The organism is Acinetobacter tjernbergiae DSM 14971 = CIP 107465, from assembly GCF_000374425.1.
GTDB classification, from domain to species: Bacteria; Pseudomonadota; Gammaproteobacteria; order Pseudomonadales; family Moraxellaceae; genus Acinetobacter; species Acinetobacter tjernbergiae.
The window spans coordinates 78652-98732 of sequence record NZ_KB894354.1 but is presented as its reverse complement, the minus strand read 5'-3'; the positions used below and the strand labels follow the sequence as shown (position 1 = coordinate 98732).

The 20081-nt window shown below is 39.2% G+C and carries 19 protein-coding genes; 11 read left to right on the top strand and 8 right to left on the bottom strand.

The features are described from left to right. Nucleotides 1-225 precede the first annotated feature (225 nt). Both radA and C502_RS0101720 read left to right on the top strand, forming a co-directional pair. Complete coding sequence (gene radA, locus C502_RS0101725; RefSeq protein WP_018677138.1) at nucleotides 226-1614, top strand: DNA repair protein RadA; 1389 nt, start codon at nucleotides 226-228, stop codon at nucleotides 1612-1614. A gap of 82 nt (nucleotides 1615-1696) precedes the next feature. After that, entirely contained in the window at nucleotides 1697-2677 is a 981-nt protein-coding gene (locus tag C502_RS0101720; protein WP_018677137.1) for a Tim44 domain-containing protein, read from the top strand. 558 nt (nucleotides 2678-3235) lie between these two features. Here C502_RS0101720 and C502_RS0101715 read toward each other — a convergent pair. Continuing rightward, nucleotides 3236-4864 carry an inorganic phosphate transporter gene (locus tag C502_RS0101715; protein ID WP_018677136.1) on the bottom strand — a complete coding sequence of 543 codons (1629 nt, stop codon included), beginning with the start codon at nucleotides 4862-4864 and terminating at the stop codon, nucleotides 3236-3238. 438 nt (nucleotides 4865-5302) lie between these two features. Here C502_RS0101715 and metH point away from each other — a divergent pair, with 438 nt between their 5' ends. The 3 genes from metH (at nucleotide 5303) to C502_RS19405 (ending at nucleotide 9995) form a co-directional block, all read left to right on the top strand. Beyond that, on the top strand, nucleotides 5303-8989 hold the full coding sequence (metH, locus tag C502_RS0101710) for a methionine synthase (RefSeq protein ID WP_018677135.1): 3687 nt from the start codon (nucleotides 5303-5305) through the stop codon (nucleotides 8987-8989). Between the two features lie 175 nt (nucleotides 8990-9164). Then, nucleotides 9165-9347: a hypothetical protein gene (locus C502_RS19410; protein ID WP_018677134.1), complete on the top strand. Its 183-nt coding sequence runs from the start codon at nucleotides 9165-9167 to the stop codon at nucleotides 9345-9347. Nucleotides 9348-9464: 117 nt separating this feature from the next. Beyond that, complete coding sequence (locus C502_RS19405) at nucleotides 9465-9995, top strand: TIGR02391 family protein (protein ID WP_018677133.1); 531 nt, start codon at nucleotides 9465-9467, stop codon at nucleotides 9993-9995. 92 nt (nucleotides 9996-10087) lie between these two features. Here the strand turns inward: C502_RS19405 and C502_RS0101700 are convergent, their stop codons facing one another. Further along, a complete protein-coding gene (locus C502_RS0101700; protein ID WP_018677132.1) occupies nucleotides 10088-10471 on the bottom strand; it encodes an endonuclease domain-containing protein in 384 nt (127 codons plus the stop codon). Between the two features lie 147 nt (nucleotides 10472-10618). Beyond that, nucleotides 10619-11839 carry an MFS transporter gene (locus C502_RS0101695; RefSeq protein WP_018677131.1) on the bottom strand — a complete coding sequence of 407 codons (1221 nt, stop codon included), beginning with the start codon at nucleotides 11837-11839 and terminating at the stop codon, nucleotides 10619-10621. 106 nt (nucleotides 11840-11945) lie between these two features. Between C502_RS0101695 and C502_RS0101690 the strand changes: the two genes are divergently transcribed. Continuing rightward, nucleotides 11946-12728 carry an AraC family transcriptional regulator gene (locus C502_RS0101690; protein WP_018677130.1) on the top strand — a complete coding sequence of 261 codons (783 nt, stop codon included), beginning with the start codon at nucleotides 11946-11948 and terminating at the stop codon, nucleotides 12726-12728. Here the strand turns inward: C502_RS0101690 and C502_RS0101685 are convergent. Continuing rightward, on the bottom strand, nucleotides 12725-14017 hold the full coding sequence (locus C502_RS0101685) for a glutaminase (protein ID WP_018677129.1): 1293 nt from the start codon (nucleotides 14015-14017) through the stop codon (nucleotides 12725-12727). The genes C502_RS0101690 and C502_RS0101685 overlap by 4 nt on opposite strands. Nucleotides 14018-14200: 183 nt before the next feature. Continuing rightward, nucleotides 14201-14683 (bottom strand): peptide deformylase, encoded by a 483-nt coding sequence (gene def, locus C502_RS0101680; protein WP_026315709.1) that lies wholly within the window; start codon nucleotides 14681-14683, stop codon nucleotides 14201-14203. Nucleotides 14684-14809: 126 nt separating this feature from the next. On the opposite strand from def, the gene C502_RS18725 reads away from it, so the two are divergent. Then, nucleotides 14810-15013 carry an amino acid transport protein gene (locus tag C502_RS18725; RefSeq protein WP_081401087.1) on the top strand — a complete coding sequence of 68 codons (204 nt, stop codon included), beginning with the start codon at nucleotides 14810-14812 and terminating at the stop codon, nucleotides 15011-15013. A gap of 43 nt (nucleotides 15014-15056) precedes the next feature. Here the strand turns inward: C502_RS18725 and C502_RS0101675 are convergent, their stop codons facing one another. Then, on the bottom strand, nucleotides 15057-15548 hold the full coding sequence (locus tag C502_RS0101675) for a DUF2505 family protein (RefSeq protein ID WP_018677127.1): 492 nt from the start codon (nucleotides 15546-15548) through the stop codon (nucleotides 15057-15059). A 114-nt stretch (nucleotides 15549-15662) separates the two neighbouring features. Then, the gene (locus C502_RS0101670; protein WP_018677126.1) at nucleotides 15663-15953 is read right to left on the bottom strand and encodes a hypothetical protein; all 291 of its coding nucleotides are present in this window, start codon (nucleotides 15951-15953) and stop codon (nucleotides 15663-15665) included. A 213-nt stretch (nucleotides 15954-16166) separates the two neighbouring features. On the opposite strand from C502_RS0101670, the gene C502_RS0101665 reads away from it, so the two are divergent. The 3 genes from C502_RS0101665 (at nucleotide 16167) to C502_RS0101655 (ending at nucleotide 18623) form a co-directional block, all read left to right on the top strand. Next, the gene (locus tag C502_RS0101665) at nucleotides 16167-16607 is read left to right on the top strand and encodes a universal stress protein (protein WP_018677125.1); all 441 of its coding nucleotides are present in this window, start codon (nucleotides 16167-16169) and stop codon (nucleotides 16605-16607) included. A gap of 261 nt (nucleotides 16608-16868) precedes the next feature. Beyond that, nucleotides 16869-18110: a transporter gene (locus tag C502_RS0101660; RefSeq protein ID WP_018677124.1), complete on the top strand. Its 1242-nt coding sequence runs from the start codon at nucleotides 16869-16871 to the stop codon at nucleotides 18108-18110. A 144-nt stretch (nucleotides 18111-18254) separates the two neighbouring features. After that, nucleotides 18255-18623 (top strand): hypothetical protein, encoded by a 369-nt coding sequence (locus C502_RS0101655; protein WP_018677123.1) that lies wholly within the window; start codon nucleotides 18255-18257, stop codon nucleotides 18621-18623. Nucleotides 18624-18645: 22 nt separating this feature from the next. On the opposite strand, the gene C502_RS0101650 is transcribed toward C502_RS0101655, so the two are convergent. Further along, entirely contained in the window at nucleotides 18646-19809 is a 1164-nt protein-coding gene (locus C502_RS0101650; RefSeq protein ID WP_018677122.1) for an alanine racemase, read from the bottom strand. Between C502_RS0101650 and C502_RS19090 the strand changes: the two genes are divergently transcribed. Then, nucleotides 19808-19984 carry a hypothetical protein gene (locus C502_RS19090; RefSeq protein WP_018677121.1) on the top strand — a complete coding sequence of 59 codons (177 nt, stop codon included), beginning with the start codon at nucleotides 19808-19810 and terminating at the stop codon, nucleotides 19982-19984. The genes C502_RS0101650 and C502_RS19090 overlap by 2 nt on opposite strands. Nucleotides 19985-20081: the final 97 nt, after the last annotated feature.

The following is a 20081-nucleotide window of genomic DNA, read 5'->3' as shown; positions in this document are numbered from 1 at the left end:
TTTTCGGCTTTTGATCACTTTTTTGAAATTTCAACGCTTTTTAGTTGCATTTTTAATCATGTTTTCCTGTTTTATAAACCTCAATATACTATTCCTTGTAATTAGCAGTTTACGTGCCAAAATCAACTTTGGCGACAGTTATAGATAAAATTTGTATTTCAGATTTTCTGCAACTTGATTTGGTCAAAATTTAATTGATCTATCACATATCTTTTACGAGTAAATATGAGCAAAGTTAAAACAGTTTATCGTTGTGAACAATGTGGCGCAGATCACTCTAAATGGGCAGGTCAATGTTCAGAATGTGGTGAATGGAATAGCTTAACGGAAGTACGATTAGAGCCAAGTATCTCGCACCGAGCGCGCCCTAAAGTAGGTGGATATGCGGGAGAAGTTGCCAATATTACGACGCTCAATCAAATCTCTGTCTCAAATGAAACTCGCCTACAAACAGGTATTAGTGAGTTTGATCGTGTACTGGGTGGAGGCTTAGTTACAGGTTCAGTTGTTTTGATTGGTGGTGACCCAGGTATCGGTAAATCAACAATTTTATTACAAACTGCCACACATATGGCAAGTAAAAAAAGTTCAGCACTTTATGTCACAGGTGAAGAATCTCTTTCACAGGTTGCCTTACGCGCACAACGCCTAGACCTACCAACAGACCAATTAAAAGTCATGGCTGAAACCTGTGTCGAACGTATTTGTGAGGTTTTGGCACAAGTGCGTCCTGCGGTCGCAATTCTGGATTCGATTCAAACGCTTTATACTGAAACTTTACAATCTGCACCAGGTGGTGTTTCACAAATCCGCGAATCTGCTGCCCTACTCACCCGTTTCGCAAAAAACAGTGGTACCGCCCTATTTCTAGTCGGTCATGTCACCAAAGAAGGCGCGCTAGCTGGCCCACGAGTTTTAGAACATATGGTCGATTGTGTTCTTTACTTTGAAGGGCAATCCGACTCTCGTTATCGCATGATTCGTGCAGTAAAGAACCGTTTTGGTGCAGTCAATGAACTCGGTGTCTTTGCAATGACCGATAAAGGTCTACGTGAAGTTGCCAATCCATCTGCAATTTTCCTGAGTCGTTATGATGAAGCCATTCCAGGTTCAATTGTCATGATCAGCCGTGAAGGGACACGCCCCCTCCTCGTCGAAGTTCAAGCCTTAGTCGATGATGCACATGGGCAACCACGTCGAGTGGCACTAGGTTTAGAGCAGAACCGTTTGAATATGTTACTTGCAGTGATGCATCGTCATGGTGGTGTACAAACTTCAGGACAAGACGTCTATGTCAATGTGGTGGGTGGTTTAAAGATTACCGAAACTGGCTCTGATCTGGCAGTTTTATTGGCTTGTGCTTCGAGTTTACGAGGCAAAGCCTTACCACAACAATTGGCTGTTTTTGGTGAGGTTGGGCTGTCTGGAGAGATTAGACCTGTACCGAATGGTCAAGAACGCTTAAAGGAAGCAGCAAAGCATGGCTTTAAATATGTCATTTTACCTAGAGGCAATGCACCTCAAAAATCGGTAGAAGGTGTTCAAATTATTGCTGTTGCACGCTTGCATGAAGCACTTACTGAAGCGATGCAATTGAGTGACGAATTGATATAAAAAAACATATTTTTATAGTTGAAATTACAGGTGAATGCCTGCATAAATACACTTACAAATTGGATTTAAATAGGAATTTTCGATGCAAGTACACCAGCGTGGCTTGATGGCAGCTCTTTTAATGGCAACTTTAGTTGCTGCACCGCTAGCGGAAGCAAAGCGTGCAGGTGGCGGAAAAAGCCACGGCATGAGTAGATCTAGCTCAGCGAGTCAACCAGCTCAACAACCACGTCAAGTTACGCCTGCTCCACAACAAACTGCACCTCAAAAATCAGGTCCAGGTGTCGGTTCAATGGTTGCAGCAGGTGTGGCAGGTGCTGCCGTTGGTGCTATTGCAGCAAATGCATTGGCTGATGATAAACCACATAATCCAACAGCAACCGAGCAACAAACGACAAATGCTCAAGCTGCTCAGCAAGCTCAACAGGAAGAGAAAAAAGGTGGAATCCCAACTTGGATCTGGTTATTACTGATCGCAGGTGGCGCTTTCTTTATTTTCCGTAAATTCAGCGGTAAGCAAAAAGTCGCAGCGAACAATCCTTATGCACCAAATAACAGTGCTCAAAATAATTTTGGTCGCCAAAATACATCTTCAACAGCTGACAATACCAATATCTTTGGTCAATCAGTCGGTGGCGGTACGGCTACTCCCCAAGCACCATTTGGCGGTGCATCAATGAGTAATGGCAATCAGTTACCAGATGGTACTGAACCTGCTGCATTTCTACGTGTTGCACGTCAACGTTTTAACCATATTCAATCGGTAAACAGTGCAAGCAATATCGAAGAGATTCGTCGTTACTTGACCCCTGAACTTTATGCATCTATGTACAGTGACATTATGGCGAACCAAGACCAAGACGTTGCTGAATTTAGCAATCTGAATGCGATGGTTGTAGAAAGCACAACTGAAAATGATCAGTATGTTGTGAGCGTTCGTTTTACAGGTACAGTGAGCGAAGATTTGAATAGCTTGCCACAGCCTTTTACAGAGATTTGGCATTTTGTTAAACCTGCTGGTTCGCAACAAGATTGGGTCGTTGCAGGAATTCAACAGGCTTAAATTGACACTATATAGAACTTAAAAGAGCTGTGAAAACAGCTCTTTTTTTGCATTAAATTTGGGATCACAGTTACATAAGCCACATTTTTTTATCAGTTAAACAAACTCTTTTCATCAGACACTCTAGAGAAAACTATCAAGAAAACCTCAATACACCTCTCATCTGAATAAAAAAAGCCATTCTCTGTTTTAGAGAATGGCGGAGTGTAAATAGATTAATTGGTCAGACATATTGTATTTTGTATAAATTTATAACCCTAGAATCAAGCCCATCATGTGTTTTATTTATATTAGCCTATAACAAAAGGTAAAAATATTCCTCGTTTGGGGAATACAACTATTTTCTACTCAATGCAGGTACTCCATCAGTTCTATCACGATTAGACCTAAACAAATTTTCTTATTATTCCTGACGCATACATCTTTAAATTTTAGAATCGACAAAAGTAAATAAAGTCACAAATCCATCTTCACTCATTTTGATCTTTAGATCACAAATAAAAGAGCCTTGCCGAAGCAAAGCTTTTAAAACACTATTATACGTTCGATCAGACTAAATTAAGATACAAACTGTAAGAACAACCAGTATAAACCACCAGATAAACAGATCGTTGCTGGCAATGTAAATATCCATGCTGAAAGAATGGTTTTCACTGTCGCAAAATTTAAACCAGATCTGTTTGCCACCATCGTACCCGCAACAGCACTATTTAATACGTGAGTTGTAGACACAGGCATACCTAAGCCATCAGCCGCAGCAATAGTACTCATTGCAACTAACTCGGCAGACATCCCTTGACCATAAGTCATATGATTTTTACCAATACGCTCACCAACAGTCACGACGATACGTTTCCAACCGACCATTGTCCCTAGACCAAGTGCCAATGCAACTGCGACTTTTACCCAATTTGGAATGTATTGAAGGAATGAATCTAAACTACTACGATATTCTTTTACTACCTTCGCTTGAGCAGCATCCATTACTGGTAAAGCTTTAGCTTTATCTAAACGCTTAAATGTTGTCGTGCTTAAATACATATCATTGCGAATTTCACTGATCGCAGCTTCTGGAATAGCTTTCAGATCACCATAACTTGCAACATGTGTACCCAAATGTGACGTAATACTAGCAAGTGCAGGAACAACTTCAGGTGTTTGCTCTTTCGTTTGAATATACTTCGTGAGTACAGCACGTGCTTTTTCATCAGGTAATTCATTTTGATTCACATTTAATACGGTCGAAGTTTGAGCAGAAAGCTGTTCAAATGACTGCAAATGTTGAGCATCTAAACTTTTATTTAACGAATAAGCCAAAGGCACCAAACCAATCAAAATCAACATGATTAAACCCATGCCCTTTTGACCATCGTTTGAACCATGTGCAAAACTTACACCTGTACACGTGAAAATTAGAATTGCACGAATCAATGGTGGTGGTGGTTTATTGCCTTCTGGCGGCTGGAATAACTCCAATTGATTTTTGAATATTTTTTTCACCAGTAAAAATACAACAGCTGCAAAAGCAAAACCAATTAATGGAGAAAACAATAAAGCTTTACCCACTTTAATCACTTGATCCATATCAATGCCACTGGTTGCGCCAGTTGATGCATTTAACAAGTGATTCATAATTCCCACACCCAAAATTGAACCAATCAATGTGTGTGAACTTGAAGCAGGAATTCCTAGGAACCAAGTTCCTAAATTCCATAAAATAGCAGCAATCAGCAAAGCAAATACCATTGCAAAGCCTGCACCACTACCTACATTCATAATCATTTCAACAGGAAGCAATGCAATAATGCCATAAGCAACCGCACCGCTCGCAACCATAACACCTAAAAAGTTACAGAAGCCTGCCCACATTACAGCAACTGGTGCAGGTAATGCATTGGTATAAATTACTGTTGCTACAGCATTTGCAGTGTCATGAAAACCATTTACAAACTCAAAGGCGAGTGCAATAAAAAGGGCTGTAGCTAAAAGAATGACAGAATACAAACTCAATGGTGGCACATGCGCTAAGTCAGCACTCACCTGAAAACCAATATAAATTAGTGTTGCAATAATAATCGTTAAAAACACCGGCATAAAAAATTTCGGTGTAGCAACATGTACATTCGTCGATTTTGCCGTAGAACTGGCAAGCGGTGAATCCGAAACAGGAGGAAGATTAGAATTCATGTAGACGGTAAGAAGATAATAAAATCCTCTGTATTGTTTAATTAAATTATGACAATTATATGACAAAGGACTGTCATATGAAGCCAAATTTTCATATTTTTCTTACATTTTTTTATGTTTTTTTTGATTTAAACCAAGATTATTTTCATTTTTATACAACAAAAACAATATCTTAATTCAAAATAAATTCAATCAAACCTGTTTGTCTGATTTTGCAACAAACACAAAAAAATATGAAACTTATTTGTCATATTTATAACTATCTGTTTCCTTTTTAAGCATTATTTCATGTAATTATTTCAGTTTAATGAAGATTTTGTGACATTTTTCATTTGAACCAATGAATCACCTCAACCTAATGCTGAAAATACGCGCTTTTTCTGCGCTTCTGTTACAATGCCCCTGCTTTTTTATATTGATTATCTACTGGGGTTCCTTATGTCCACGCTCGCCACCCTAAAATCACTTCTTGCTCAACGTATCCTCATTATTGACGGTGCAATGGGAACGATGATCCAGCGCCATAAATTAGAAGAAGAAGATTATCGTGGTGAACGTTTTGCAGATTGGGCCTCAGACCTAAAAGGCAACAATGATTTATTGGTGCTAACACAACCCCAGATTATTCAAGGGATCCATGAAGCCTATTTAGATGCTGGTGCAGATATTATTGAAACCAACAGCTTTAATGGCACACGTGTTTCAATGTCGGACTACCACATGGAAGACCTCGTTCCAGAGATCAACCGTGAAGCAGCACGTCTAGCACGTGCAGCATGTGACAAATATTCAACCCCAGATAAACCACGTTTTGTTGCCGGTGTACTTGGCCCAACCTCACGTACTTGTTCAATTTCACCCAATGTAAATGATCCTGCGTTCCGTAACATTACTTTTGATGAACTCAAAGAAAACTATATCGAAGCCACTCATGCCTTGATCGAAGGTGGTGCAGACATCATCTTGATTGAAACTGTGTTCGATACCTTGAACTGTAAAGCTGCGATCTTTGCAGTAAAAGAAGTGTTCAAACAACTTGGTCATGAACTTCCGTTAATGATCTCAGGCACGATTACTGATGCATCAGGCCGTACCTTAACGGGTCAAACCGCAGAGGCTTTCTGGAACTCGGTTCGTCATGGTGATTTACTTTCAATTGGCTTTAACTGTGCGCTCGGTGCAGATGCGATGCGTCCACACGTTAAAACCATTGCTGATGTTGCTGATACTTTTGTTTCTGCCCATCCAAATGCAGGCTTACCAAACGCTTTTGGTGAATATGACGAAACGCCTGAACAAACCGCAGCATTCATCAAAGAATTTGCTGAAAGTGGTTTAATCAATATTACAGGTGGTTGCTGTGGTACAACACCTGATCATATCCGTGCCATTTACAATGCGGTTAAAGATATAAAACCACGTCAGATTCCTGAAACGAAGCCTGCATGTCGTTTAAGTGGTTTAGAACCATTTAACATTTATGATGACTCACTCTTTGTCAACGTGGGTGAACGTACTAATGTTACAGGTTCAAAAAAATTCCTGCGTCTTATCCGTGAAGAAAAATTTGCTGAAGCCTTAGAGGTGGCACAGCAACAAGTCGTTGCAGGCGCACAAATTATTGATATCAACATGGATGAAGGGATGCTCGATTCGCAAAATGCGATGGTACATTTCTTAAATCTCGTGGCATCTGAACCTGATATTTCACGCGTGCCCATCATGATTGACTCATCAAAATGGGAAATTATTGAAGCAGGCTTAAAATGCGTACAAGGTAAGCCTGTCGTGAACTCAATTTCCTTAAAAGAAGGTTATGACGAGTTTGTCGAAAAAGCACGTTTATGTCGCCAGTATGGTGCTGCGATTATTGTCATGGCATTTGATGAAACAGGTCAGGCAGATACGGCTGAACGCAAGCGTGAGATCTGTAAACGTTCTTATGATGTTTTAGTCAATGATGTTGGCTTCCCTGCCGAAGATATTATTTTTGACCCGAACGTTTTTGCAGTCGCAACAGGGATTGAAGAACATAATAACTATGGCGTCGATTTTATTGAAGCCACAGGTTGGATTAAACAGAATTTACCGCATGCCATGATTTCAGGCGGTGTATCCAACGTATCGTTCTCATTCCGTGGTAATGAACCAGTACGTGAAGCGATTCACTCTGTATTCCTTTACTATGCCATCAAACAAGGCATGACCATGGGGATCGTCAACGCGGGTCAAATGGCAATTTATGACGATATTCCCAAAGAACTCAAAGATGCGGTTGAAGATGTTGTACTGAACAAAAACCAAGGTGAATCAGGTCAAATTGCCACCGATAAATTGCTTGAGGTCGCAGAAAAATTCCGTGGTCATAGTGGCGCTCAACGTGAAGCTGAAAATCTTGAATGGCGGAATGAAACAGTTGAAAAGCGTCTTGAATATGCCTTAGTCAAAGGCATCACCACCTATATTGATGAAGATACTGAAGAAGCACGCCTCAAAGCAAAACGTCCACTCGATGTCATTGAAGGTGCATTGATGGATGGTATGAACGTGGTCGGCGACCTATTCGGTTCAGGCAAAATGTTCCTACCTCAAGTGGTTAAATCTGCGCGTGTCATGAAACAAGCTGTGGCTTGGTTAAACCCGTACATCGAAGCCGAAAAAGGCAATGCACAATCTAAAGGTCGTGTGTTGATGGCAACAGTAAAAGGTGACGTACATGATATTGGTAAGAATATCGTGGGCGTGGTCTTGGGTTGTAATGGTTATGACATCGTTGACCTCGGCGTAATGGTGCCGTGTGAAAAAATCTTGCAAACGGCAATTGATGAAAAATGTGACATCATCGGCTTATCAGGTTTGATCACGCCATCTTTAGATGAAATGGTGTTTGTTGCCAAAGAAATGCAACGTAAAGGTTTTGACATTCCTTTATTGATTGGTGGTGCAACCACATCGAAAGCGCATACAGCCGTTAAAATTGATCCGCAATATTCAAATGATGCAGTGATCTATGTGGCTGATGCATCGCGTGCGGTAGGTGTTGCAACCACCCTACTTTCGAAAGAAATGCGTGGTAATTTTATTGCTGAGCATCGCGCTGAATATGCCAAGATTCGTGAACGCTTAGCCAATAAGCAACCAAAAGCAGCCAAACTCAGCTATGCCGAATCAATCGAAAATGGCTTTAAAGTCGATGCGAATTATGTGCCTCCAATTCCAAATACAATGGGAACACATGTACTGACCAACTACCCACTTGCAACATTGGTGGAGTATTTTGACTGGACACCATTCTTTATTTCTTGGAGCTTGGCAGGTAAATTCCCGAAAATCTTAGAAGATGAAATTGTCGGTGAAGCTGCAACGGATTTGTATAATCAAGCACAAGCCATGCTCAAAGATGTGATCGAGAATAATCGTTTCGATGCTCGTGCTGTATTTGGTCTATACCCTGCTCAACGTACAGGTGCAGATACAGTCAGCGTGTTTGATGAAACAGCGCAGAATGTCACACATACTTTTGAACACTTGCGTCAACAGTCTGACAAAGTCACAGGCAAACCAAACTTATCTTTAGCTGACTTTATTAGTACCTCTAAAGACAATACCGACTATCTCGGTGGTTTCACGGTATCAATCTTTGGTGCGGAAGAATTGGCAAATGAATATAAAGCCAAAGGTGATGATTATTCAGCTATCTTGGTTCAGTCTTTAGCTGACCGTTTTGCCGAAGCTTTTGCTGAGCATTTGCATGAACGTATCCGTAAAGAATTCTGGGGTTATAAAGCCGATGAAACTTTGGGCAATGAAGAATTGATCAAAGAAAAATATGTCGGTATTCGTCCTGCACCAGGTTATCCTGCTTGTCCTGAGCATTCTGAAAAAGCGGTGTTATTTGACTGGTTAGGTTCGGAAGCGAAGATTGGTACTAAGTTGACTGAACACTTTGCGATGATGCCACCTTCTTCTGTCAGTGGTTTCTATTATTCGCATCCTGAAAGTGAATACTTTAACGTAGGTAAAATTTCTCAGGATCAACTTGAGGATTATGCGAAACGTAAAGGCTGGACACTGGATGAAGCGAAGCGTTGGTTAGCACCGAATTTAGATGATTCGATTGGTTAATTTAGAGTTCTTATAATCTCCCCTAACCCCTCTTTAAAAAAGAGGGGAACTTTTGCGTATCAAATGAGTTACGTGACAGCTCCTCCCTTTTTCAAAGGGAGGTTGGGAGGGATTAAATTGATATTCCCCAAGCATATACTTAGAATATATAAATCCTTAAAAATTAAAGCAAATGATGGCAATAATTAAAAATATTGATCTTGGTAGCCTAGAAAGTATTTGTAAAATTTTGGGTGATACAAATAATGGGATTTCAGGAACTGAAATTTCCAAATATCTTGCTGAAACAAGCATCAAAGACCCACAATTGAATTCTACAAAATGGAAACGTTTGTATGATGCTCTTAGTACCAAGTAAAGTGAAGATCGCTGTTCCAACAATATTCTAGCATTTATCAAATATGTTCTACGCCCATCCCGACACATCCATAGAAAAGAATGGTTTAAAAATATAAGAACCGAACTAAATTATGTATTGTCATTTGAGGGCTTTGAACTAACTGAAAGTTGTGATATCAGAGAAACAGATAAAGTAAAAACTTTTTCTGAAGCTGAAGAACGAGCTCAAAATTTAAGAAAAACATTATTAGACCGAAAAATTCATTCTGACGTCCTTACTTTTTGCAAAGCTGAATTACTTGTCGATAATTATTTTCATGCTGTATTTGAAGCAACTAAAAGTATTGCAGAAAAAATTAGAATAAAAACTAACTTAACTGCTGATGGTTCAGAATTAGTTGATCAAGCTTTCTCATATAAAGGTAAAATTCCTTATTTAGCATTAAATAACTTAACAACCGAAAGCCATGAAAGTGAACAAAAAGGGTTTATGAATTTACTCAAAGGTGTATTTGGAACTTTCAGAAATACTACTGCACATGCACCTAAAATAACTTGGGAAGTCAATGAACAAGATGCTCTCGATACTTTATCAATGATATCTCTTATTCATAGGAAACTTGATAAAGCCATAGAAGCTAAAAAAATATATGAAGGAGACCTTTAATCCCTCCTAACCTCCCTTTAAAAAAGGGAGGAACTCCGCGAAACAATACCACCATCAAATTCACGGAAAGTCCCCCTTTCTCAAAAGGGGATTTAGGGGGATTCTAATTTGATAAGTTCTAACCGTTGCTCTACAACACAATAAATCCTCTCCACCACAGCATCAATTTCAGTCAAAACCTGCCTATTATCAAACCTTAGCACGTTTAATCCCAACTGCCCCAAAGCTTGATCTCTCGCCCGATCAGCCTCCAATCCTTCTTCTGTATAGTGCTGCCCACCATCACATTCAATAACTAAATTAGCTTTGGGACAATAAAAATCCACTATAAAATTTAGAATTGGCTTCTGTCTATAAATCTGCAATCCTAAAATCTGTTTACGTCTGATCCTTTGCCATAGCAATTGCTCAGCATCAGTCATATTGTTCCGTAAATCACGAGCTGGTAGTTTTAAATTTTTGTTATAAAGTTTCATAAATTTATCAGCTTTAGAGTTATTAATTTCTTTAAAAATTATTTTAATTTAAAAAATCTAATTCACTTTTAGTTGAGCTCATTCAAAATATCTCAAATAAAAAAATCTCTCAATCCTTTAGAACTGAGAGACTTAAATGTAAACCAACTATTTAGCTTTTGTATTTGGCAAAAAGACCGTTGCAAAACCAAGTAAGGGTAAAAGAGAACATAAACCAAATACCCATTCGATTCCGTTCACATCAGCCAAATGTCCAAGCCCTGCTGCTGCAATACCACTGACACCGAACATTAGGCCAAACATTAAACCTGAGATCATGCCAACACGCCCTGGGACAGCCTCCTGAGCATAAACCACCATTGCAGCAAAAGCAGACGACAACACTAAACCTGTGATCACTGACAAAACAGTTGTCCAAAACAAGTTGGCATACGGCATCATCAAAGCAAACGGTGCCATTCCTACAAAAGACACCCAAATCACCGCTTTACGCCCAAGTCGATCGCCAATCGGTCCACCTGCAAAAGTACCCAGTGCAACCGCAGCCAAAAACACAAATAAATGTAATTGAGCCGTTTGTAGACTAATCTGAAACTTATGAATCAAATAAAAAGTAAAATAGTTACTGATACTCGCGATATAAGTAAATTTTGCGAACATCAATACACTAATAGTGGTTAAAGCAATGATTAACTGACGACCATGCAACTTGGTTTGTGCTTGATTGACCTTGGCAGCAAATGAGTTTTTTGCATGGCTAATCGTCCAACGACTTACTCCAAACAGAACCCAAATCGCTAATAATGAAAATACCACCAACCATGCAACGGCATGTTGCCCAAAAGGCACAATAATTAAAGCAGCCAATAATGGTCCAATTGCTGTTCCTGTATTTCCACCAACCTGAAAAGTCGATTGAGCTGTACCAAAACGTCCACCCGATGCCATTCTCGCCACACGCGAAGCTTCAGGATGAAAGGTTGCAGAACCTACGCCGATAAGTGCAGATGCGAGCAACAATACGGTAAAACTTGGAGAAAATGCGAGTATTAAAATACCGCACAATGTCACCATCATTCCTAATGGCAATAGATAAGGTTTTGGATGCTTATCAGTATACAGTCCAATCCAAGGCTGAAGCAGCGACCCCGTAATCTGATACACAAAGGAAATCAGCCCGACTTGAGCAAAACTGAGTGAAAAGTTTGCTTTAAGCATGGGATAGATGGCTGGCAGGACTGCTTGAATCAAATCATTCAGCAAATGAGCAAAAGCGACTGCACCTACAACCTTCATAATCATACCTTGCGGCTGATCATTTTCTACGGTATCAGCAATGCCATCTTTCAACTGTATTGAAGACGTCATATCTGAAAAACTCCAATATTTTTAGATAAGGTGCTTATTGTAAATTGTCGCTTATAAAGTTATCTTCCAATAATCATCTTATAAGTGACAAAATTTAGAGTGATGTATGCATGATTCTCTTATTCAGTCTGATCAATCTGAATTGGTGATTGGACTGTCCTCAGAACATACCTATCGTGAGCTTACGCCTACACATACTCATAGCAGAGCACAGTTTTTATATGCTTCAATGGGAAACATCCAAGTTTTCACACCTAATAATGTCTGGTTAGTTCCGCCGATGTGTGCGTTATGGATTCCAGCAAATGTTGAACACAGTGTCATTTCACTGAGTCACGTTAAACTGAATACCGCCCTCGTTGAAGTAAATGCCGCAGCATTAATGGGCAAAGAATGTTTTATTATTCGAGTCAGTAATTTGCTACATGAATTATTGATTCGGCTCAATCAAATTACACAGATCGAGCGAACCAATATTGTTTCTTCTCAAGAAATTTCAGAGGCTTTGCAAATTTTAATTTTTGAAGAAATTCATCGAGCAAATTTATTAAGCATTCAAATTCCTTGGCCCAAAGACAAACGATTATTAAAAATCTGTCAACAGCTACTGCACTCTCCAAATCACTCAAAAGATTTAACTGCTTGGGCAGATGATATTGGTACAAGTTCAAGAACCTTAATGCGGATGTTTCAAAAAGAAACGGGACTGTCTTATCGCGCATGGATTCAACAGATGCATATCGCTCATGCACTGAGTAAAATCTCTAATGGTGAATCGATTGCTCACATCTCTGAAGCACTGGGCTATACCAATCCAAGCGCTTTTAGTGCAATGTTTAAACGGCATTTGGATAAAACACCGCAGCAATTTAGAGTTGGTGAAATTTAAACTTTCTTATTTTCAGCATCTTTTAGTTGTGCAATTAAATCTTCAATATCTTGATAAACATGCAGTGTTCGATCCTTATGCGTTCGTGCATGATCCAAACGTTGCTCAGGATCAACCAAAAGCAAGGTATGACCATCATCAATCAAGCGATCAATACCCTCTAAAAACATACGTTTACCTACATCGTGAATGATTGAAATCTGGGTTAAGTCAATCACGATGGTGCTTTGATCCATCGGCTCGGCTTGTAAGATACGCAACAACATCTCAGCTTCAGTAAATTTCAATACACCTCGAAGCACATACACACTCAATGATGCATCTTTCCCAGTACGATAATGACTTTGTACAATGGTCTGCGCTGAAGGTGTACCCTCCATCAGATGCAATCCCATATCTCGTGACAGTCGCTCTAAAATATCGATACCACGAACACTATTGCCATGCTCATCTAACTTTGGAGAAAATGCAGCAATACTCACTTGCCCCGGTAACACCCCCAATATCCCACCAGCCACGCCACTTTTAGCAGGAATTCCAACCGTAGAGAGCCAATCACCTGCTGCATCATACATACCACAACTCATCATTACACTGAGCACTTGCCTAACCACAGAACGATTCAATAATCGTTTTCCCGTTTTAGGATCAACACCGCCATTGGCAAGTACGCTCCCCATCCGTACAAGATCTTTCACCGTGACCAAAATCGAACATTGGCGAATATAACCATTCACAATATCCACTGGGTCAGTTTCTAAAATCCCGACTGTTCTCAGCATATAACCAATTGAGAGATTCCGATAAGCTGTTTTCACCTCAGATGCATAAACAGCTTCATCAAAACGTAGTTCACGCCCTGCAAGCGCACTCATAAATTGACGTACAATTTCTGCACTTTCTAGATCATCTTTCATTGGAATCAATGAATGTGTAGTGATTGCACCTGAATTAATCATCGGATTTTTTGGACGGCGATCCTTACCTAATGAAATCTCATTAAACGCTTCTCCTGAAGGTTCGACCCCAACTTTATCCAATACGGCATCAATGCCAAGTTGTTGCAACACATAGGCATATGTAAAAGGTTTAGACATCGATTGAATGGTAAATTCAATATCATCATCCCCAACTGAATAAATTTCCCCGTCCACGGTCGACATTGCCAAAGCCAACCGATTGGGATTTGCATTGGCTAATTCTGGAATATAATCAGCTAGATGTCCGCTGTTATCTATGTCACACGCTTCTATCACATGTGCTAGATAATCAGGAAGAGGGGTTTGCATAGTCAATAACCTTAAAATGAATAAATTTATAATTGAGCATCAATTCTTATAGTCATGAGTGTTCATAAGGTTAAAATTATATATTTGTGATAATTCTAAAATCAGAATACAAGCCTTATAACTCTGCAATCGCTTGTTTTATTTTCAAGTTATTAAAGGTTTTTCAACACTTAAAACAAACAACTAAACTAATCTTTCCACAAACAATACCCCATCCAAATGATCAACCTCATGCTGAACAATACGTGCAGGAAAACCCTCAAAAGCCGTTTCAATGACTTCACCTTGCAAAGTGTAATAACGCACTTTTATTGCTTGCGCCCGTTCTACCTGCCCACGCTCATCTGGTACACTCAAACAGCCTTCTTCACCCAAACAAGTCGTTTGAGAAAATTCTAAAATTTCAGGATTGACCATAACAACTGCATCCATATCAGGTGCATCTGGATAACGTGGGTTTGAACGAGAAGCAACGATAATAACACGCTTAGAAATATAGACTTGTGGCGCAGCAATCCCGACACCATTACGCTCAAGCATCGTCATTTGCATCGCAGAAGCCAGTTGCAAGAGCCAATCACTATTAAACTCCGCATCAGCCACAGCCGCCGCTTTAATTTTTAAAATCTCTTCACCACGTTGTGCTACAGGTAAAATTACACTCATCAGAACCTTATAATTTTTTAAATACTCAATCATATAGTATGAGATATTTAATTCTGCTTCTATAATTTTCATTTAAGAATCTTGCCATAGTATATGCGCAATAAAAATAAGGTATGGCAAAACACAATGAACGCAACCCAACTTTTTCTAGGTGTTATCTTCGGGTCGATTGGCTTAGGCTATTTTATGTATGGCAAAAAACAAAAGATGACCGTGCCTTTAGTCTGTGGTCTCGTCCTCATGATTTACCCATACTTTATCGAGAGTACAACGTTGCTAAGTGTCATTGGCGTGATTCTTTCAATCCTGCCCTATTTTCTTCGTTTCTAAAATAAAAAACTCCCCTTACGGAGAGTTTTCAATCTATTCAGAATTATAGGTTTTTCTTTAATTCTTCTTCTACAATTTCAATCTCTAGTTGGCTAAATTTACGAATTTCGCCTTCTGCATGCTTTTCAAGCATACCACCAATCAAAGGTACTTTAACTTTAACAGTCCAAGTCAGTGCAATCTCTACTTTTTCGCTGTTTCCTGTCACCTTGCGTTCAGCTTTTGCTTCTAAAGGTAAGTTTGCACCTAACTCCACAGTTGAGGTTAAATTTTTCAAATCTGTAATATCAGAACGTTTTAAACGGAATGCATTTTTTAATAATTTTTTTGCTACTTCTGGGATATTTACATCAAGATTATATTCACGACGTAGTGTATAAATATCGCCTTTTACAACTGATTCAACAATTTCTAAGTTTTCACCTGGAATACGTTTACACACTGCTTCATGCAATGAAGTCATAGCAACTAATCTTGAAAAATCTTCAATTGAAACGCCATGAATTGTTTCATTTACCGTAAATTGATGTGCCATTTTTTAAATTTCCGTTTAGTTTAGTTTTAATTAAGGTTTTATCATCGCAGCAAATTATATCATTCTCATTTCAATCACAAAATCTGAACACGTAAAAATTAATGACTGCTCGGATTAGTAATTTTTATTGTAATGATGTCTTATACCTAATTTTACCGTTACTCGTTCAGTCCGACTGATATAGAGATAGTGATTTGCATATTCAATCACCGCATAAAACTGCTCTGCACCATCATCCAATCCCGTGGCTGACCATGTTGTCCCTTGTGGAAATTCATCCAACCATACGGCTTTATAAAAATCTGAAACCGAATCAAATGCCAAATAAGCTTTTGGATCAGCCATAATTTTGGCAGCAACTTGATCAAATCTTTGTTGTTTAAATGCTTCTAAACTGAGTAACACACGTATTCCTATTATTTTAAATATGAGACCAAATTACAAAAATACAGAGATTCTCTTAGCACTATATTTTGCTAGGGGATTTCCTACATTTCTATATTATTTCCAGCGTAATCATAGGTTTTTGAGCATCATCTCATTTGCTAGACAGAGTTCAATATGTTATCAACTCCTTATACTTTTATCTTTTACAACGATAAACTATAAGGAGTAAATATGTCTTATCAAAATATTTTAGTTGCTGTTGATGATTCTCCAATTTCTTATGCGGCCGTTGAACACACATTGTCTCTAGCAAAATTATCAGGGGCAAAAGTCACGGTGCTGAGTGTGGTTGCGGTTGATCCATTTGTCGGTGTCGACTTTTATCAAGTTGCTCCGGCGATTACTGACCATTTTATGCAAGCGGAAGCCCACGCTAAACTTCAACTACAAGATATTGCTCAATCTTTTATTCGTGATGGTATTGAAGTGAAAACTAAAATCCAACATGGTGCAGCCAGTGAAGGTATTATTTTTATAGCTGATGAAATTGGCGCAGACCTTATTATTATGGGTTCACATGGGCGTACAGGGGTAAAACGTTTATTGCTCGGCAGTGTCGCTCGTGCAGTTTTAACTGAATCACATATTCCAGTGTTGATTGTTAAACAATAAAATTTAAATAGAAATCTCAAAAACCTTGTGTCTCGATACAAGGTTTTTTATTGCCTAAAATCAATCTATCTGACCGATTCGCCCCCCATATTGATCATTTCTAACCCTACTTCCTAATTAAAAAAAATGTTTCACTACAGTATGGACATTGGCTTTCTATTTCAAATCATGAGTGAAATCATGCTGCTATAGATAGAAAAATGGCTGTTAATAAAAATATCGTTTTTAAAAATAAAATACCGTTTTGCAAGGATGATCAAAATGAAATTCAATCCAATTGTGCTTGGTATATGCACAATATTTACAAGTGCAGTGAATCATGCTTCTGCATTAGATCAATCAGGGCAATCTATTTTACCCTTTCTCGAAAATGGTAATTATGTAGAGGTCAATGCAACCGCTGTTGACCCCGATATTTCAGGAAAAATTCGCAATCGCCCTGAACTGGTCAATGACTCGCAAAATTTAAATACAGGCAATATGGGCAATAGTTTCCAATACTACAATGCTGCTTTGAAACTGCAACTGACTGATCAAATGAGCTTTGGTCTGCTCTATGATCAGCCTTTTGGTGCAGATATCCATTATCCGATGCAATCTAATAATACCTTTTCGGATAATGAATTTACCCAACAAGGCACATCGGTCAATGTCGATACCGAAAGTATCAGCATGATTTTGGGGATTAGTCCTTTCAGCAACTTTCAACTGTATGGTGGTGCAGTCTATCAATCCGTCAAAGGTGATGTCGTACTTCGTGGCAATTCCTATGGTGAAGCCTTTAATGGCTATGATGCGAAATTTAAACAAAACCATGCTGTGGGCTGGCTGGCAGGTTTGAGTTATCAAATTCCAGATATTGCCTTGAAAGCAGCAGTGACCTATCGCTCTAAGATCGACCACGATATGCAAGTGACTGAAACTATGTTTGGTCAGCCTTTGGAAGTGACCACAGCAAGTAAAACCAGCATTAGCACACCACAATCCGTCAATATTGATTTTCAAACAGGTGTCTATAAAGACACGCTTGCCTATGCCAATTTCCGTTGGGTCAATTGGAAAGAATTCCATATTCGTCCGACTCAGTTTGGTGCTATGACTGAATATCTGACGACCTTAATCAGTGGAGGAGCTTATACAGGTGGCTTTGATCTAGACAGCTACCAAAAAGATCAATGGGCTACGACTTTAGGTCTCGGGCATCAATTTACTGAACAATGGAGTGCATCCACTGAAGTGAGTTGGGACTCAGGCACAGGCAATCCTGCATCGACTTTAAATCCGACTAAAGGCGCTTGGGGCGTTGGCTTAGGTGTTCAGTTCAACCCTGCACCGAATTATTTTATTGCAGGTGGAATGAAATACTTCTGGTTAGGTGATGCGGTTGCGGAAGATGGCACGTATTACATCCCAATTGAAGGTGTTAAGTCGATCGCAGAACAAGCTGATTTTAAAAATAACAGCGCAATCGCCTACGGTCTAAAAATTGGCTATCGTTTTTAATGATTCGGCTTAATCAACATGTTGTCTTGTAGCAATACTTTTCACTGTTCCGACTCAACGATTTCCTTGCGTCAAAGAAACTGATTAAATTAGCATCTCGACCATGTTATTTTTACAGTTGATTTGATCGCTAGGAAAAATTCAATGAAAAAAATGTCTCTTATATTTTCTTTGCTTGCATATAACCTAGTTCATCCTTTAACCGCCTTTGCCAATTCAACCGAACCCAAAGAAGCAATGGATATTTTTATTGGCACCTTAACCATTCAGGATAAAAAAGCCATTTTAACGCGATGTGATCTTACTCAAAATAAATATGTGTTGAAAGATGCCGATTGGTCTAACAAAAAGGCAGTATCAGGCTTTTTATCAACAGCAGCAAAGCTGAAACAGCCTATTTACGCAGAAGTCATTGCTGCATATACAAGCGAAAAAGATACCAATGTTTTACTGGTCGATTCCATTGAAAATTTGACTGAAGCGAAAAGCTGTCATTTAACTGATGTATTTTAAAGTTCAGCCGCTCAACAGCCTTTCATTCACGGAAAGTTTGCCATGTCTCAAAAACATGTTGCTGATATAGTTTTAATTCTGAGAATTGAGGAATAATCGCTTCACTCTGCGTCGGTCTTAAAAACACAAAATCATCGACTTGAATATCACAATGCTTCGGTACATTCACCAACTCCTGATTACTGCTACGCCCATACAATGCATGTGGATGCGCTTGTTTTGGATAAACATAATTGGCAAGCCAATATCCGCCATAAATAAACAGTGCCTTATACTTATGTGGCAATTTATCGAGTAAAGACATTGATGGTAGCTGGGTAAAAGGTAAAACTTTTAAGACTGGCGATGCAATCCATAAAGCAGGCTGTAAAGCCTTTAAAAAATCACTGTCAAAATCACTCGGTTTTAATAACATTGAACCAAAAGACAAATCATTACAGACACTTTCAGTCGTATGAAAACTAAAGGTTGGACTGCCACCGCCATTAAAACAAAGCTCATCATGCCACAGCGTTGGGAACTGTTTTTGAATCAATCTTTGATAGTTGGCATAGGTCTGCTGCGAACTTTGATAAGCCAGTTCAGGTTTTTTAATGATGGCTGGAATTTTGGTGACATGTGCGTCATAGCCCATCAAACCTGAGAGTTTTAAATACTGCGGGTACTGTTGAATTAGCTTTAAAATTTCTGTCAGTTGCAGAGTCGACTGCACCCCACCACGATGCAAACCAACATCAATCTCAATATTCACATCCAAGCACAGAGAATAGAGCTGAGCAATCTCAAGATACTGTTGTAAGCGTTGCTTGGTATCAATCAGCCATTGAATGTTGGCATTTGACCATTCTGCATGTTGCTCAAAAAAATGACGTACTGCTTGAGCAGGCATTGGTTTGCCCAACAGAATATCGGCTTCAGCAAAATTTTCTAGAATCGAAATGATATGCGGTTGATGAAATACCATAAAGCGTTGCGTATTAAGCTGTTCAGACAACAACTTGAGTAAATCTAAACTCGCTAAAGATTTCACCACCAAACGGGCTTTTAAATGTGGCGCATGTGACAAGCGCAGTTGCACATGTTGGATATTTTGTTTTAACGCAGCCGCATCCACAATAAGTTGCGGGGTCGCAATCCTCTGTTTTTTGAGATCGAGATTGAGTTGTTTAAAATAATGATCCAACATGTCTATACCTTTTTTATTTAATCGTGATCCTAAAAAACCATCTGATATGAGGGAATGTCATCTACAACCTGAGCAAGCTAAAGCGACTAAAGCTTTGGCAAAGCGCAAGCGTTTAAATACACCTTACCAAGCCTCAAACACTTCTCAGGGCGAAACCAAAGTAAGGCGAGCCTGAGCAAGCCAAAGCGACTAAAGCTTTGGTGAAGCGCAAGACGAAGTGGCTTATCCTAAAATGGATAAAAACTCGGTAAGACTCCGTTAAATTAATTATT

Excerpts from the sequence above, each read along its gene's own strand:
- def (WP_026315709.1), bottom strand. The coding sequence starts at position 14,683 with ATGAGTGTAATTTTACCTGTAGCACAACGTGGTGAAGAGATTTTAAAA.
- C502_RS0101715 (WP_018677136.1), bottom strand. The coding sequence starts at position 4,864 with ATGAATTCTAATCTTCCTCCTGTTTCGGATTCACCGCTTGCCAGTTCT.
- C502_RS18725 (WP_081401087.1), top strand. The coding sequence starts at position 14,810 with ATGAACGCAACCCAACTTTTTCTAGGTGTTATCTTCGGGTCGATTGGC.
- C502_RS0101690 (WP_018677130.1), top strand. The coding sequence starts at position 11,946 with ATGCATGATTCTCTTATTCAGTCTGATCAATCTGAATTGGTGATTGGA.
- metH (WP_018677135.1), top strand. The coding sequence starts at position 5,303 with ATGTCCACGCTCGCCACCCTAAAATCACTTCTTGCTCAACGTATCCTC.
- C502_RS0101700 (WP_018677132.1), bottom strand. The coding sequence starts at position 10,471 with ATGAAACTTTATAACAAAAATTTAAAACTACCAGCTCGTGATTTACGG.
- C502_RS0101720 (WP_018677137.1), top strand. The coding sequence starts at position 1,697 with ATGCAAGTACACCAGCGTGGCTTGATGGCAGCTCTTTTAATGGCAACT.
- C502_RS0101665 (WP_018677125.1), top strand. The coding sequence starts at position 16,167 with ATGTCTTATCAAAATATTTTAGTTGCTGTTGATGATTCTCCAATTTCT.
- C502_RS19090 (WP_018677121.1), top strand. The coding sequence starts at position 19,808 with ATGTCTATACCTTTTTTATTTAATCGTGATCCTAAAAAACCATCTGAT.
- C502_RS0101675 (WP_018677127.1), bottom strand. The coding sequence starts at position 15,548 with ATGGCACATCAATTTACGGTAAATGAAACAATTCATGGCGTTTCAATT.
- C502_RS0101685 (WP_018677129.1), bottom strand. The coding sequence starts at position 14,017 with ATGCAAACCCCTCTTCCTGATTATCTAGCACATGTGATAGAAGCGTGT.
- C502_RS0101695 (WP_018677131.1), bottom strand. The coding sequence starts at position 11,839 with ATGACGTCTTCAATACAGTTGAAAGATGGCATTGCTGATACCGTAGAA.
- C502_RS0101655 (WP_018677123.1), top strand. The coding sequence starts at position 18,255 with ATGAAAAAAATGTCTCTTATATTTTCTTTGCTTGCATATAACCTAGTT.
- C502_RS0101660 (WP_018677124.1), top strand. The coding sequence starts at position 16,869 with ATGAAATTCAATCCAATTGTGCTTGGTATATGCACAATATTTACAAGT.
- C502_RS19410 (WP_018677134.1), top strand. The coding sequence starts at position 9,165 with ATGGCAATAATTAAAAATATTGATCTTGGTAGCCTAGAAAGTATTTGT.
- radA (WP_018677138.1), top strand. The coding sequence starts at position 226 with ATGAGCAAAGTTAAAACAGTTTATCGTTGTGAACAATGTGGCGCAGAT.
- C502_RS0101650 (WP_018677122.1), bottom strand. The coding sequence starts at position 19,809 with ATGTTGGATCATTATTTTAAACAACTCAATCTCGATCTCAAAAAACAG.